General features: G+C 62.1%; 14 protein-coding genes. 2 read left to right on the plus strand and 12 right to left on the minus strand.

Features of this window, described 5'->3' with window-relative positions:
* Positions 1 to 5 precede the first annotated feature (5 nt).
* Both GWG67_RS06490 and GWG67_RS06495 read left to right on the plus strand, forming a co-directional pair.
* The gene (locus GWG67_RS06490; protein ID WP_275168285.1) at positions 6 to 743 is read left to right on the plus strand and encodes a DUF6065 family protein; all 738 of its coding nucleotides are present in this window, start codon (positions 6 to 8) and stop codon (positions 741 to 743) included.
* Between the two features lie 152 nt (positions 744 to 895).
* On the plus strand, positions 896 to 1,948 hold the full coding sequence (locus GWG67_RS06495) for a transporter (protein WP_275168286.1): 1,053 nt from the start codon (positions 896 to 898) through the stop codon (positions 1,946 to 1,948).
* On the opposite strand, the gene GWG67_RS06500 is transcribed toward GWG67_RS06495, so the two are convergent.
* The 12 genes from GWG67_RS06500 to GWG67_RS06555 form a co-directional block, all read right to left on the minus strand.
* Entirely contained in the window at positions 1,938 to 3,842 is a 1,905-nt protein-coding gene (locus tag GWG67_RS06500) for an adenylate/guanylate cyclase domain-containing protein (RefSeq protein WP_275168287.1), read from the minus strand. The genes GWG67_RS06495 and GWG67_RS06500 overlap by 11 nt on opposite strands.
* 315 nt (positions 3,843 to 4,157) lie before the next feature.
* Entirely contained in the window at positions 4,158 to 4,595 is a 438-nt protein-coding gene (locus tag GWG67_RS06505; RefSeq protein WP_275168288.1) for a hypothetical protein, read from the minus strand.
* Positions 4,596 to 4,659: 64 nt separating this feature from the next.
* Positions 4,660 to 5,601 carry an HlyD family secretion protein gene (locus GWG67_RS06510; RefSeq protein ID WP_275168289.1) on the minus strand — a complete coding sequence of 314 codons (942 nt, stop codon included), beginning with the start codon at positions 5,599 to 5,601 and terminating at the stop codon, positions 4,660 to 4,662.
* A complete protein-coding gene (locus tag GWG67_RS06515; RefSeq protein WP_275168290.1) occupies positions 5,601 to 5,840 on the minus strand; it encodes a DUF3302 domain-containing protein in 240 nt (79 codons plus the stop codon). Before GWG67_RS06515 ends, GWG67_RS06510 begins: the two co-directional genes overlap by 1 nt.
* Positions 5,841 to 5,945: 105 nt before the next feature.
* Entirely contained in the window at positions 5,946 to 7,304 is a 1,359-nt protein-coding gene (locus tag GWG67_RS06520; protein ID WP_275168291.1) for a DUF1254 domain-containing protein, read from the minus strand.
* Between the two features lie 153 nt (positions 7,305 to 7,457).
* Positions 7,458 to 7,967, minus strand: a complete 510-nt coding sequence (locus tag GWG67_RS06525; protein ID WP_275168292.1) for a hypothetical protein — start codon at positions 7,965 to 7,967, stop codon at positions 7,458 to 7,460.
* A 104-nt stretch (positions 7,968 to 8,071) separates the two neighbouring features.
* Positions 8,072 to 9,751, minus strand: a complete 1,680-nt coding sequence (locus tag GWG67_RS06530) for an arylsulfatase (RefSeq protein ID WP_275168293.1) — start codon at positions 9,749 to 9,751, stop codon at positions 8,072 to 8,074.
* Positions 9,752 to 9,831: 80 nt separating this feature from the next.
* A complete protein-coding gene (locus GWG67_RS06535) occupies positions 9,832 to 11,226 on the minus strand; it encodes a BatD family protein (protein WP_275168294.1) in 1,395 nt (464 codons plus the stop codon).
* Positions 11,223 to 12,746: a VWA domain-containing protein gene (locus GWG67_RS06540; RefSeq protein WP_275168295.1), complete on the minus strand. Its 1,524-nt coding sequence runs from the start codon at positions 12,744 to 12,746 to the stop codon at positions 11,223 to 11,225. The genes GWG67_RS06535 and GWG67_RS06540 overlap by 4 nt, the downstream gene beginning before the upstream one ends.
* Positions 12,739 to 13,737: a VWA domain-containing protein gene (locus GWG67_RS06545; protein ID WP_275168296.1), complete on the minus strand. Its 999-nt coding sequence runs from the start codon at positions 13,735 to 13,737 to the stop codon at positions 12,739 to 12,741. Before GWG67_RS06545 ends, GWG67_RS06540 begins: the two co-directional genes overlap by 8 nt.
* On the minus strand, positions 13,730 to 14,215 hold the full coding sequence (locus GWG67_RS06550) for a DUF4381 domain-containing protein (RefSeq protein WP_275168297.1): 486 nt from the start codon (positions 14,213 to 14,215) through the stop codon (positions 13,730 to 13,732). Before GWG67_RS06550 ends, GWG67_RS06545 begins: the two co-directional genes overlap by 8 nt.
* Positions 14,208 to 15,194 (minus strand): DUF58 domain-containing protein, encoded by a 987-nt coding sequence (locus tag GWG67_RS06555; RefSeq protein ID WP_275168298.1) that lies wholly within the window; start codon positions 15,192 to 15,194, stop codon positions 14,208 to 14,210. The genes GWG67_RS06550 and GWG67_RS06555 overlap by 8 nt, the downstream gene beginning before the upstream one ends.
* Between the last annotated feature and the right edge of the window lie 8 nt (positions 15,195 to 15,202).

Genomic DNA, 15,202 nt, shown 5'->3' on the forward strand with positions numbered 1-15,202 from the left:
GATCGATGCCGAAGCTTGTGGCCTACACGCTCGACGGACATGAACTGGACATCCGTCCTGCTCCGCTCGAACGCGACTGGATGGATGCCAGCGACCAGCGGTTCGCGTATCGCTGCCTGCCGCTGAACATCGCAAATGCTCACGGCTGGGAACTGCTCTGCCCGTCCGGGTTCTCGGCGCGCTGGGACGGGCTCAACCACAAGGAGACCATTCGGATCAAACCTGATCTCGGCACAGTGGCGCCCGCCGTGAGCCATTTCGGTCATGGCGTTTTGACGTTCCATGTCCCCTGCCTGTTTCGCACGGATCCCGGTTTCGACCTTTTTGTGACCGGCCCGATCAACAGGCCGAAAGACGCCATTGCGCCGCTGAGCGGGATTATCGAAACGGATTGGTCGCCGTACACCTTCACGATGAATTGGCGATTCACGCGTTCGAGCACGAAAATCCGGTTTGAGCACGGGGAGCCATATTGCCATCTCTTTCCAGTAGAACGGGGAAGTCTCGAGCAAATCGAGCCGGAGACGTTGCCCCTATCGGGGGCACCCGACACCGAGCGTGAATACAAGCTATGGTCTGACGGTCGCAGCGCCTTCAATAGCGACTTGCAGCAGCCGGGATCGGAAGCAACGCAGCAGCGCTGGCAGAAGGCATATTTTCGTGGCCTCAATCCGTCTGGCGAGGAAGCGCGTGCGGACCACCGAAGCCGCCTTCGGGTGAAGGATTTCAAGGTAAGGGATTAAAGCTGCACGCTCGACGGTATTGTGAGGCCGGCACATTTGGAGATGCACTGCAAAGATCCACTTCGATTTCGCAGCGACTTGTGACCGAACGGCTACAGATTCCCGGCTTCGATTCTGCTCTACTTGTGATCTTGACGGCGTTCGGGGGTACAATGAAGATTGTTTTCTCAACTGTCTGCCGAATCGCGATCGCCGCTTCCGCGGCGCTGGCGTTGTTTTCTCAAGCAGCTCGCGCGGATGAAAATGGTGTTTCGCTTTGGCTTCCGGGCCAGTTCGGCAGCCTCGCTGCTGCGCCGGCCGTTCCCGGCTGGTCGCTCGGGATGGTGGCCTATCACACCAGCGTGGAAGCTTCAGGCAACGTTGCGGCAGCACGTCAAATCCAGATAGGCCAAGTCCCTGCAACGGCAAACGTCAGTCTCAACGCCAATCTCAAGGCCAATGGCGATTTATTTTTTGTTGCACCGACATATACGTTCGCCACGCCGGTGCTCGGCGGTCAGCTTGCCGTCGGCGTCACCGGGATTGTCGGCCACCTCGACACCAGCATCGCCGGCACGCTGACCGCGCAGGTTGGACCAATCGTCGCGACACGCAATGGATTTTTGTCGGATTCACTGACCGGCGTAGGTGACCTCTATCCGCTGATCTCGTTGAAGTGGAACCAGGGTGTTCACAACTATATGGTGTACGGATTCGGCGACATTCCCGTGGGCGCCTACGAATCGACACGTCTATCCAACATCGGCATTGGGCATGGCGGGATCGATCTGGGCGGCGGCTATACCTACCTCAATCCGGCGACAGGCAACGAGTTCTCCGGCGTCGCCGGGTTCACCTACAATTTCAAGAATCCGACCACACAATATCAAAACGGCATCGATTTCCACTTCGACTGGGGAGCATCGCACTTCCTGTCCAAGCAGCTTTTTGTCGGCCTCGTCGGGTATGCCTATCAGCAGATCACCGACGACTTCGGCGCGGCACCATTTCTGGGCGGATTCAGGTCGCGCGTTCTCGGTGCAGGTCCTCAACTGGGCTATCTATTTCCAATCGGCGACAAGCAGGGGTATCTGAACCTGAAGGGTTACAAAGAATTCGCGGCAGAGAATCGCCCGGACGGCTGGAACGTGTGGTTGACCTTCGCTATTTCGAATGCCGCCCCCACGTCAACCGTAACACCAACGAAACATTCGATCACAAAGTAGGATTCAACGGGTTCGAATCCTCGACATCGCCGTCAGCTTTCTCCTCGAGGAGCTCGTAGACCCGGGTCTCGGCAGCCATTCCTTTGGCGACGGCCGAATCTACGAACCGGCAGCGGAAGCGATGCTTGACCCGTGCGTGCACGGCGTCGCTGACCAGAATTTGCGTTCCGTAGTCCTTGTTCAGTCCTTCCAGTCGCGCGGCGAGATTCACGACGTTGCCGAGTGCCGTGTAGTTCATGCGTTCGGACGAACCAACATTGCCGACAACGGCCTCGCCGGCATGGATTCCGAAGCGCGTGTGGAACGGGGGCAATCCCTCTGCGTCGAACTGACGATTGATGGCTTCGTTGACGGCTTTCGCTTGCAGCGCGGCACGACATGCGCGCTCGCAATGATCGGCTTGCGGATTCGGCGCGTTCCAAAACGCCATCACGGCATCACCGATGAATTTATCGACTGTGCCACCCTGCGTTAGGATCACGTCCGTCAGGGCCGAGAAGTATCGAGACGTCTGCTGCATGAGAGTATCGGGATCGGCTGCTTCGGCGATGGTGGTGAAGTTTCTTACATCGGTGAACAGGGTCGTGATCTCCTGCCTTTTGCCGCCAAGCTCTGTGGAGATCGAGTAGTCGAGTACACCTCGGACGATCTCGCGCGGTACGAGCCGCGAAAACGACCAGATGGCGCGTTGAGACTTGTGTATCGTCCTGCCCAGGGTATTGAGCTCCGTGACGAAAGATCCGATCGGCCGGCCTGGCGGCGGCGCCATGGTGTGGAGGCGGTCTGCTTCGACCGTGATGTCCTTGACTGTCTTTGACATTCCGCTGCCGAAAATCCAGGCCGCCGGGATGAACAGACAGCATGCGATCACCGCCAGGATCTTCGCCCTCCTGTTGAGATCTCTGATGCCAGAAGCAAAATCATCCTCAGGCGCGACAAGCAGAACATTTCCCGTCAATGTTGGACCAATGGCGATGGTTTCGAGGCGAGCAAAATACACCTTGTGGTCGCTCCAACGCAGCTTGCACCAATAGGGACTCGCCTTGTCCCACTCGGCGATGATCTCGCCCTCGATGCTGCCCTTGAGATCATCCGTGCTTGGAAGCCTGGCGCCGTTTGGATTGGCAGACGAACGAGCAAACATGGCGGCGTAGTCGCGGTGCGCGATCACGGTATCACTGGCGTCGAAGATCGAGAGATAGCCGCTCTTGCCGAACTTCAGGATCGGCTCCGAAGCGCTATAGACGTCGAGCTTGAGATCGACGCCGACAACTCCCAACGCTGATCCTTGAATAGGCGCGCTGAACGTGATCATAGGGACGCGCAGATTGAACGAAAGATAGGGCGCGGAGGCGACTAATTGCCCGGTTTCCCGGGCATTGAGGTACCAATCGCGCTGCCGGGCATCGTAGCCGCGTGGCGGTATTTCAATTTGTGCGATCCGGTTGCCGGTCGCGTCCTGAAACACGCGCGTGGTCGGCATTTCCTGAGCACCATTCCAGCGGGTGACCGTGACGGCAAATGCCGCTTCGGGTGGACCTCCCACCCGACTGCGCTGCTCGCCCTTCAAGCCGACCAACCGTTGAACCTGGAGCCAGTGGCCGTTGCCATAACCGACATAGATGCTGTCCAATGCGGGCCACTGTAAAAGATTGTTTCTCATCAGCGCCGCCGACGAACTCGCGGCGTCCGGCTCGTCTGATCCGGCAATCGCCGGACTGAAAGCCAGCGTTCGGGTTGCCCGCGAGAGCATCTCTACCTGGTACTGCAGCAGCGAAATCGTGTTCTTGCTGGCCGCCTCCATCGTCGAGGAGGCGGCGTCTTCAATAGCAAGATCGAGCGTGCGGATCTGGACAAAAACCAGCAGAGCGGCCAACAGGCCGATCATCAACATGACTGAGGTCGTAAGAGTGACACGAAAACTCATGGCACATCCACCGCACACACCCGCATTCGCAGATGCCGAAAAACTCCGGAGCAGCCATCGACGAGATGGAATCCAACGAGCCTTTACCCGCGTTTTCCTCTTTCTTTAGCCGGCTGCATGACTGCAGCCGCTGTTCTCCATTTGCATCCCGCATCCGGCTTCCATTCAGAACCAGACACCCTGGACCGCCGCAAATCGTAACCCTGGGTGGCGGTCAACAATCATCCGGATGGCGACATCGCCCATCCAGCCGCGATGAGGGCGCAGCTTCATCGCGCATATCTATTTCAATCGAATAGTGACCCCGCCGACGGCCGCCGACACTTCAGCCCCGACTCTCGGTCCACTGAGCTGGAGGATCACGCCGTTGCCATTCTGGAGCTGAACACCACCCGCGCCGGCCGCAATCGCGCCGCCGGCGCCGATTGCGCTGTAGCTGCCTTCGAATGATGCAGGTCCTCTGAGGTTAAGCGCCCGTCCCGTGAGCCTAGTCGTCGAGGCGCCGATCGTGAAGCCCACGCTCATGCCCGAAACGGTGAAGGGGTATTGCCTGCCGTGATTGATCAGCACGCCTTCGCCCCCACCCACCCCGACAATGAACCCGCCCTTGGTGAAGACCACAGCGACCCTTCCCGTATCGGCTCGCGATGCCGAACTGAAGCATGTGATCCCTGCGAACAGGGCAGCAACCAGAGCAGCGCAAATGGCAATTCTTCTCATGACCTCTCCTCTTGCAAAAGCATCAGGCACTCTGACGATCCTCTTCCGCATGGACCGATTCTCCCTAGAACGGATTGACGTAGTTGAGGATTGCGAGCTGGCGTAGGACCACGCGGCGAACGATGTGGGTCGGCTTCAAATGCTCGGTGTAGATCGCGGCCGTTCCGGTGCTGCCGGCCGGCAGGCGGTCGGCAAAGGCGCCGTCATCAAGCTTGACCCGCACGATGAAAGGAGCGGCCTCGATCGCTTTCGACACCACCGCCGTACCCGAGGTCTGGATCTGGCCGGTCGCGATCGCCTGAAGCACGCTCTCGACCTTGCCGGCATAGATTTGTCCCGGCGCGAACTTGAAAGTGACTTCGACGGCCTGCCCTGGCCCGACGTAGCGCGCATCGATCTGGTTAATCTCGACGCCGATGATGGTGTTGGAGGTGTCGATGAAGGCCATCACCGGAGACAGTGATAAAGTCCCCACTCGCGCCCCCTTGCGGAGAGCAAGATTGGTGACATAGCCATCGGCCGGTGCGCGCACGACAGTCTTGTCGAGATTCCATTGTGCCGCCTCGAGCTGCCCTGCGAGCTGGTCGACCTCAGCCTGGCGCTGCTCGACGTCAAAGGCGCGGCCGGCGTCGCGTTCGTAGAGTTGCGTCATCTGGCCGAGCCGCGTCTTGGCGAGCTTGAACTGCGCCTCGATGGTTTTCACCTGTGCCGCGTAGGGCGTCGGATCGATCTTGAACAACACGTCGCCGGTCTTCAGCGGAGTGTTCGCCACCACCGGCACGTCCATCACCTCGCCCGCCACTTCCGGCACGATCGAGACGGCATTGCGCGCCACGAGCGCGTTGCCTTGCGGGGCGCCCCAGCCCATCGGAACCAGGAGGCCAAACATCACGAGCACCAGCACGATGAAGGGCGAGGCCTTCCAGAACGCATTGAAGGGCACGATCTTGAAGCGCACCAGCAAGAACAGCAGCAACAGGTAGATATTGAGAATCGCGACCGCCATCAGACGTCTCCCCCCTTGCGCGCGGGAACGTCGACATAAGCCCAGATCAGCGCAACCGGCCACAGGGCGAAGCCGAAGAACAGCGTGATCCAGCCGGCGACTGTCACCGCCTCCGCGTAGGGGTGGTTGCGGGATTTCGCGATGTGCCCCGGCAACCAACCCGCGATGCAGACGACCCCGATCGCGCTCACCAGCAGGATGACGAGCACGATCCAGGCGAAGATGTCGTAACCGCTCATTGGCAATCCTCTAGCTGGCCGGCTGCGGTTCTTGGAATATCCCTCTTGCCGGTCATGATCTCAGGCCCTGGCCGATAAAGGCGTACGGTACAGTCCAGCCCTTCCTCATTGCATCGGCTCCAGCGGCGGCAGCTTCCATGCCCCGGTCATGGCAGCCTTGCTCGGGCCATAGACGCGCGCGACCAGGCTGCACTTCCCCGCCGGCGCCGGCAACCAGTTGCTCTCCTTGTCCGTTCCCGGCGAGGCGTTGCTCACATAGATCGTCAGCGAGCCGTCCTTGCCGTATTGAAGGCCCTTGGTACGATCGCCGATCGAGTAGCGGTTGATCGGATTGGCGTAGAGAAACCGGTCCGGGATCGTGTACATGGTCATCGACCAGAAGAATTTTGCCGGAGGCAGATTGGGCTTGGTAAAATGCACCATGGCCGACTTGCTGCCGTCGCAAACGTAGCCGCCGTACCAGGCTTCCTCGAGCGAGTTACCGTAAAGTCCCTTCATGGCGCCGACGTCGCGTTGCAAATAGTTGGTCTTCAACTGCGCGCGGGAACCGAACAGACCGTTGGTGCTGAAGGTCTTGGCTGCCAGTGCATCGATCTCCGCCTGCCCTTCTTTCACGCCGGCATCGATCGCAGCGAGCGTCGCGGGATCGACCTTCGAAGCGTCCCACGGCCGGTCGGGTCCGATACCAATCTTCTCGAAGCGCTTGCGGATCGCGAACTCGCTTGGAACGGGCGGTTCTGCGAATTGCAGCAGGAAGTTCAGATAGCCGATGAAATCATGGGTGCGAGCCTTGGCCTTGTCATATAGCGGGAATTCGATCGGCGGCGGTGCCGGCGGCGCGGGCTGCTTCAGGAAGGCACTCAGCGGCTGAAGCTTGTATTGCGCCTGGATCGCCTTGACGTTCGGAACGTCCTCGGGTCCCTGCAGCGCGGTACGCGTCAGCGTTCCGACGATCTCGGTTTCAGACTTGAACACGTCCTTGATTCCGGCCGGCTTCCTGCCGCGCCATTTCGGTCCGGCAATCAGGTAGTTGCTGGCGCCGAAGCCCGTCGATCGCACGCCGATGTAAGCAAAATTCTGGGTGAACAGGTCGATCCATTGCATCACGTAGTAACGATCCTTCGGAACCGACGGCACGCTGACCACCATCGGCTCCGCGCGCAAATCAAGCCACGCCCAGGAGTACGGCGTGTCGTTGTTCGGCGTCACGATGTCCTTGTTATCAGGCGTGAACGGCTCCGAATAATGCCGGAACACGTTGAAGCCGCCGACATACCCATTTGCGGCCTTGTCGACCGCCTGGGTGCGCCAAGTCTGATAGCTCTCTATCATCGCGTAGGAATAGACATAGGCGTCCTTCGCAATCGCCTTGGCCTCGGCCGAGGAGACGGATTGCGCGGACGCGCATGTTGACGAGATCACGAATAGGGAAGCAGCAGCTGCCACAGCACGAAGAAACATCATCGAACCTCATTTTTCGAACTTGAATCGATCGCTTGCCCCTGTCGGCGCCCTGATCGGCGATCGCAGGTGTCATCCCGCTTGCGTCAACGTCCCGGACCGGGCCGCTGAAGGCCCGGCTGCTTTCAAAGGCGATCGCCTCAGGACGGCCCCGCATCACCGGCAATAATCCCAAAATCCCTGTGTCCGGGACGGGTCGGTGTAGTACCAACACATGCCGGGTGCGGGTGCCGCACCCGCCCAGGCAGCCGCCGTGGCCGCGCTCACGAAACCGATCGCCGCACTGGCGGCGATAGCGCCGCCTCTTGGCCAGCGGTAGTTGCCGGGCCGTGCCCAGCCGCCGCCTCCGCGCACAACCGTGGTGCTGCGAACCGCGACATTGCCGCGCGGCCCGCGGACCGCGGTTCGGCCGTGATAGGCTCCGCTGCGAGGGCCGACCGCGGCGCCGCCGCGGTGCACCACGGCGCCACCGCGCGGGCCAACGGCAGCTCCGCCGCGGTGACCGGCAGCGCGCACCTCGATGAGATCAGGCGGTGCCCTGATGTTCTGGTGAATTGTCGCGGGTGACAGCGGCGCCGCCAAGGCAATTCCGCCCGGCATGGAAGCGCTCGACGTGACCATCAGGACGGCGGTTGCGAACGATATCGTGCGGGTGTGATTGGACATCAAAGCACCTCTTGAGATTGTTTACGGTGGTATCGTTGTGTTGCGACGCGCGCGACGAAATCGGCAATCGCCTTTTTCGCCGCGCCGTCATCCCTGGCCGTCTCCTATCGCGGCTTGAGCGTTTCAAGCTCGTTGAGCCGTTTCAGCGCCGCCTGTTGCCGGAGCATTCCGTAGTTGATGCTGCCCGCGTTCAGCGAACTGCCTTCCTGATAGGGGAACTGGTCGAAATCGGAGAAGAACTCCTTGATCTTGCCCTGCACCGGCACGATCAACCACATGTTCTGGGCAAGGAATTTCATCGCCTCTCCGCCTTCTTCCAGACCACGTTCGTATGGGTCCATGCGCAGATTGGTGATCAACGACCAAGCCGTCACCTCGCGCGTGCCTGTTGCGATGTTTCCCTTCGACGAGGCAAAGCTCAGCTTCCAGTCCTTCCACCGGATGGCATTGAGATTGCCGCCCTGATCGAAGTAGTAGATCGCGTCGCGCGGGCCCTCCTTGGCATCGCCCTTCAAGTACGGCAAGAAATTGTATCCATCGAGATGGACCTTAAAGTTCTTCCCGTTGGCACCCGCGAAACCGGTCTTCATCCTCTCCTTGACATCAGGGATCCCTGCCGCTGCGGCCAAGGTCGGAAACCAGTCGATCAGCGAGATGATGTCGTTGTACTGGGTACCGGGCTTCACCACGCCCGGCCAGCGCACCATCATGGGAATGCGCATGCCGCCTTCCCACGTCGTGCCCTTCTCGCCATGGAATGGCGTCATGGCTCCGTCGGGCCACAGCGCGATCTCGGCACCGTTGTCGGTCGTGTAGAGTACGATGGTGTTGTCGGCGATGCCGAGATCGTCGAGCTGCTTGAGCAGCTCTCCCACCATCCCGTCATGCTCCACCATGCCGTCGGCATGGATGCCCTTGCCGGTCTTGCCCAGCGATTCCTTTTTCAGATGGGTAAAGACGTGCATGCGCGTCGAGTTGAACCAGACAAAGAACGGCTTGTCCGCCTTGGCTTGCCGGCCGATGAAGTCCTTGGCTGCGCCAAGGAATTCCTCGTCGACCGTCGGCATGCGCGCTGTATTCAGCGGACCGGTGTCCTCGATCTTTCCATCAGCGGACGATTTGATGACGCCGCGCGGACCGAATTGCTTCCGGAAGTTCGGATCCTTCGGATAGAAATAGCCCTCCGGCTCCTCTTCGGCATTGAGATGGTAGAGATTGCCGAAAAACTCGTCAAAGCCATGCTTCGTCGGCAAATGCTCGTCGCGATCACCCAGATGGTTCTTGCCGAACTGCCCGGTGGCGTAACCTTGCGTCTTCATGGCATCGGCGATCGTCGGCATCCAGTCCTGGATGCCGTGGGGATCGCCGGGCATGCCGATCGTGAGCAGGCCGGTCCGGAATGGCTCCTGGCCGAGAATGAAGGAGGCGCGGCCGGCGGTGCAGCTCTGCTGGCCGTAGGCGTCGGTGAAGATCGCCCCTTCGCTCGCGATGCGGTCGATGTTGGGCGTGCGATATCCCATCATGCCCATGGTATAGGCGCTGATCTGCGGGATGCCGATGTCGTCGCCGAAGATGACCAGTATGTTCGGCTTGCGGCCCGAGGCGCCTGGCGCCGGAGTTGCTGCGGGAGCCGCCTTTTGCGCTTGTGCGAGTGCCTGCGATGTTAACGTCGCTGCGGCGACAAGTGATGACGAGCCGAGCAGCACGGCGCGGCGGTTCATGGTGGAATTGTCAGCATGGGTAGGATCGGCGACGGTGTTGTCCTGCTTCTTCTCGGTGCTCATTCGGCGCTCCTTGATGTCCAACTTTGATTACGGTCGTTGGTTCGGGTCTTGCAGTCTGCTTGCTCGGCCTCCTCCTTCGCTCATCGGGCAGGCTTTCTGCCCACGTAAGCCGAAGCGCTAGAAGCCGCGGCCGGATTCAGGTGCTGGGGTAGACGTGTGTTCGTGTGGACCCGCGCGCGCGAGCGCACGCTGCGCCGGGCGACGGCGACGCCGCGCCACAATTGACTCGGTGACCAGTGGCCTGCGTCGCGCTGAGCTCCGAATAGTTCGCCTTCGAGAACCCCAAGCTGCAGGTCTAGCGAAGGGTCGCGCGCAATCGCCTTGAAAGCGCCAAGCGTATTGTCCGGCGGCGCTGCATCCAGATGCGGCAACCAGTCGAGCAAGGCGAAGTACGCGGCCCTTGCATCGCGGTGACGAACCGCGCGACGAAGCCTACCGAAGGCAAAGGCTTCGGATTGCAAATTAGCCTGTCGCCGCCTGCGATGGTGGTCGGCGAATCGCCGCACCACGCCCGGTCCGAACCACGCGAGTGCGGCGATGCCGAGAACGGCGAGCAGTGCGAATGGCCAGTGTTCTGCGGCGAAGTCGACGAAGCCATCCCAGGTCCAACTCCTGCTCGACCCGCCAGCAGGCGCCGTGCCGAGCGCAGCGGGATTGACCGCGACCTTCAACGGCACGACATCGAGATGAACCGTCTCGACTTTACCGCTTCCGACATTCCACCAGCCGAAATCGATCGCGGGCAGCACATAATCGCCGGGCCGCTCCAGCATGTAGGTCGCCGAATCGATCCGGGTCGACGTCATGACGTCGGTGCGTCCGTCCGTGCGGTCCTCGAGCGACGGCTGCGCCGGATAGAGCCTCAGCCCGTCGATCGTCGCGAACGACTGCGGCGGCAGCAGCATCGCGGGCGTACCTTCCGCCCTGATCGTCACTGTGCGCGTCACGGCATCGCCGGCCCTGAGCTGATCCGACGAGCGCTTGACCTCCTGCTCGACCGTCAGCTTGCCGGCAGACAAAAAGGGTTGCAGCTCGACGGCCGCGTCGGGAATGAAAGCCTCAAAGGAAACATCGGGCAGCGTGACGTCGACCTCGCGCGTCGCCGGTGGCTCAGCCGCATACTTGATATGTGCCTTCTGGCCGGAGACGGCGTAGGAGCCGGGCTCCTGCGGATAGATGGCGTATTCGAACTGCACGCCCGCGTAAGCGACGCCGTCCCGCTGCTCGTTAGTGTTGACGCTCTGCAGCTGCCGCGTCACGGCATTGCGCACCTGAAAGCCCGGCAACTCGGGCGGTGACGTCATGTAGTTCGGCGCCAGCACGACGATATGGATCGTCGCCGGCTGCCCGACCACGACGCGTGGCGGATCGATCGTCACTTTGACGACCGGCTCGGGCCCAACAGCCTGCTGCGCGAGCGCATTTTGCGACGGCAGCGCGATCGCAACGGCGAAGACGGCGAGCCAGCACCTCATGGCGACGCTCCCTTCTGCACCGGCGCCGCCGCCTGGACTGCGAATTTCAGCTTCAGGAAATCTGCGGGCGAAGTCTGCACCTGGCGCATCCAGGCCTCCGCCGCCCCTGCGGTCGTGACGTCCTGCGGCGTAACCTTGATCGTCTTGCCGCCTTTCTGCTTGGGATCGATGCGCATCTCGTCGGCCTTCTGATCCGGCGGCGAGTCATCGCCTTGCTCCTGCTTGCGCCGCTTCGTCTCCTTGGCGTCGAGAGCGGCCTGCACGATCGCACGATTGCTCTTGGCGGCGACATTGTTCGGCTGCACCTTCAGCACGTCGTCGTAGGCCGCGATCGCCTTTTCGAAGGCGTGGTTTTGGGCTTGGGCGTTGCCCAGCGCAAACGTGCCATCGAGGGTTTTGACCTTTGCAAATTCCTGCGCAGCCACAATGAAATCATAGGCGCGATATGCGGAAAGGCCGCGCCACATCGGGTCGGCAAATAGCGTTGCGGCGGCGCGATAGTCGCCGCGGTCGAACGCGAGCCGGCCCTGCTGATCCGGCGTCAACCAAAGATTAATGACGCGCAAGGCCTCGCCGGCCCGCGATTGACCGGCATGCGTTACGATGAGCAGGGCAACAACCCATGCCACGGTCGTACCGCGCCGGAACCAAAGCAGGATCAGCAGCACGAGCGGCAGCAGCAGCCAAAAGCCTTCGTCCTGCCATCGCGTGCCAAAAGCATCGCCCTGCGCGGACTGAAAGCGCGTTTCGATCCGCCGCTCCAGCCGCAGGATGTCGCTTCCATCTATGCTGACCTTGACGGCGTCGCTTCCGAGTGCAGCGGATGTGGTGCCCGCGGCCACGGCGAGCATCACGAGATTGTTGCGCCCAGCCGCCTGCCGGATCGCGGCAGCGTCGGCGGTGCCCAGGTCGTCGGCAACAACCATGATCGTGCCGGCAACCGGCTCGGTCGCGAGCGACTGTGCGGCCAGGGCAACCGCATCGGCCACGTCCTTGCCATCGGCCGGCATCAATCCCGGCGCCAGCGCGGCGAGGAAGGGCGCGATGACCGCGCGGTCATCGGTTAAGGGCATCACGAGATGAGCGGTCCCGGCATACGCGACGAGACCGGTTCTGGCGCCGGCACGGGCCGCGAGGAGGTCCGCAATCTTCTGCTTGGCGCGCTCGAGGCGCGAGGGCGCGACGTCGCTCTCGCTCATCGAGGACCCGACCGCGAGCGCGATCATCAGCGGTGCCTTGTCCTCGACGAAGGGCGGCAACTCGCGCCGCCAGGTCGGGCCGGACAGCGCGATTATGCCGATCGTCATGGCGGCCGCGACGAGATAGAGCGGATTGACGCTGCGCCCCGGGCCGGGCTGAACGATCAGATGGGCTAGGAGATGCGGCGCAATCACACCGCCCCATTGCGCCCGTACGCTTTGTCGCCAGAGCAAGAGCGCGAACACGGCGGCGACCGGTATGAGTGCGGCGAGCCACAGCGGACGCAGCAGGTGGAACGATATGGCGGCGGCGTCATGCATGGCTGACAGCCTTCACCCGGCGCCATTCGCTGCCGAGCAGCAATGCGATCCACAGCAACAGGCCGAGGACGACGGCCGCGCCGAGCGGCCATTGAAAGAGCGGCAGCTTCGGCCGCCACGACAGCGTCTGGAGCTTGGCCGGCGCGAGCCGGTCGATATCGGCATAGATTGCCTGCAGCTGCATACCATCCTCGGCCCGGAAGGAATGACCGCCGGTGGTGCTCGCGACGGACTGCAGTACGCTGAGATCGACGCGATTTTCGCCGGATGCCGCGGGATCGCCGACCCCGATCGTGTAGACGGTCACGTCGTTCTGGCGTGCGATATCCGCGGCATGCTCGGGTGGCACGCGGCTTGCCGTGTCGTTGCCGTCGGTCAGGAGGACCAGAAGCTTCTGTTTTGCCGTGCTCGTCACGAACGTCTTGATGGCAAGCCCGATAGTATCGCCGATCGCGGTCTGCTGGCCCGCCATGCCGACGGCGGTCTGGTCGAGCAATTGCTGCGCGGTCTGCAGATCCTGCGTGAACGGGACCTGCACATAGGCCCTGGTGCCGAACAGGATCAGCGCGATGCGATCGCCCTTCCGCCGCGCGATGAAATCCTTGATGACGCGCCTGACGCCGTCGAGGCGCGTCAGCGTCGCGCCGTCAGGCGCCTTGAAATCGCGCTGCTCCATCGATCCCGAGATGTCGATGGCCAGGATCAGGTCGCGCGCGGAAACTTCCCGCGTCACGGGATCGCCGACCCATTGCGGCTTGGCCAAGGCTGCAACCAGGAGAATCCAGATCGCGATCGCTGCGATCATCTGCACGGCGCGGCGCTCGAGTACCACGGCACCCCGTTGCGGCGTCTGCCCGGTCGCGGCGGCCAACCGCTCGAAGAACGGCACCTGGATCGAGGCCTGTTGCGCGCGGTAAGGCGGCAACAACCACCAGACGAGGACCGGCAGCGGCAGCAGCAGAAACATCCATGGCCAGGCGAATTCAAGCATGGTGTCCCCCGATCCAGCGGCACACCAGATTCGAGAGCGATTTCAGCTCGGCTTCGTCCGGCTGAATTTTCTGATAGGGCCCGCTGACAAGCAGGCGCCCAATACCTTGCGAAAACTCCTGCCCGCCATAAGAACGGTCAAGGAAGGAAAGCCATGCCGGGCCGGCCAGGGATGCCACCTGCTCGCGCGGAAATGCCGCGAGCGCAGTCCGCCGGACCAGCAGGGTCAGTCGCGTCAGCAAATCTTCAGGCCCAGCGGGGCTCGTCTCCGCCATCAACCGCAATTCGGCGAGCGCCTCCCGGCGATAGCGATTGACGCGCCGATAATGCACCAGGCGCCAGAGCACAGCGACCACGACCGCAAGCAGCAGCACAATCGCAATCCGCGCCTCCCAGGTCTGCGGCCACAGGCTGATCTCTGGGGGCAGTGGGATATCGATGAGCCCTGCAACGGGATCGATGGGTTGAGCGTCAGCCAAGGGTCGCCTCCGTCCTTTGGCCACCGCCGCCGCGTCCGTGCCTGGCCGGCATCCCGCCGAGCAGGCGGCGAAGCTGCGCTGGAGTTCCTTCGGCTGCGCTGAGCGGCAGCACGGGAACACCGAGCTCGTGCGTCAGCGCAAACACGCCCTTCAGACGCTCCTCCGTGGCCTGCGAAATGCTCTTGCGAACGGTGTCGCGACCAACCTCGAGCTGGATCTGCAACTCGCCATCGGTCACGGTCATGCTGGCGGAAGGCGGCAAATCGCTCTGCAGGGGATCATGGACCAGCAAGGCTACGACGTCATTGTGCTGCGCCATCGCGCCGATCATCTGGCGCGTCGCATTGTCGGCACCATCGAAATCGCTTATCACGACCACGAGCGCGTCATGCAGGGCGCGGCGCCGCGCATGCTCCAACGCCGCGTTTAGCATCGTGGGCGCGGAAACGAGACCGCGCCCGACGCCGAGTGCCTGGTTCTGAGTCACGATGGCCGACAGGATCTGAAGCACGGTTGCCCGGCTGCGCCGCGCCCTCACCTCGATCAGATCCTTGTCGTTGAATACGATGGCGCCGACACGGTCGCCGACACCGAGCACGCGCCATGCGCCGATCGCCGCGGCTTGCGCCGCGGTCACCGATTTCATCGCAAGCCGGCTGCCGAAGAACATCGACAGGCGCTGGTCGACCAGGAGGACCGCCTGCCGATCGCGCTCCTCGTTGAAGACGCGGATATGGGGCTTCTGCAGCCGTGCTGTCACCTTCCAGTCGATGGAGCGGACATCATCCCCGGCGCGATAGTCCCTGATCTCCTCGAAGCTGAGACCACGGCCACGCACGCGCGAGGCAAAGCGGCCGGACAGCAGGCTGTGCACGGGCTGGCGCGGCAGGAACGAAATCTTGCTCCCGCGGAGTTCGAGCGCGATGAGATCGTCGAGACCGACATAGACACCAGGCGTTTTGGCTAATGTCTCGGTCATTGACGGCC

The sequence above is a fragment of the Bradyrhizobium sp. CSS354 genome (genome assembly GCF_029051725.1).
GTDB lineage: Bacteria > Pseudomonadota > Alphaproteobacteria > Rhizobiales > Xanthobacteraceae > Bradyrhizobium.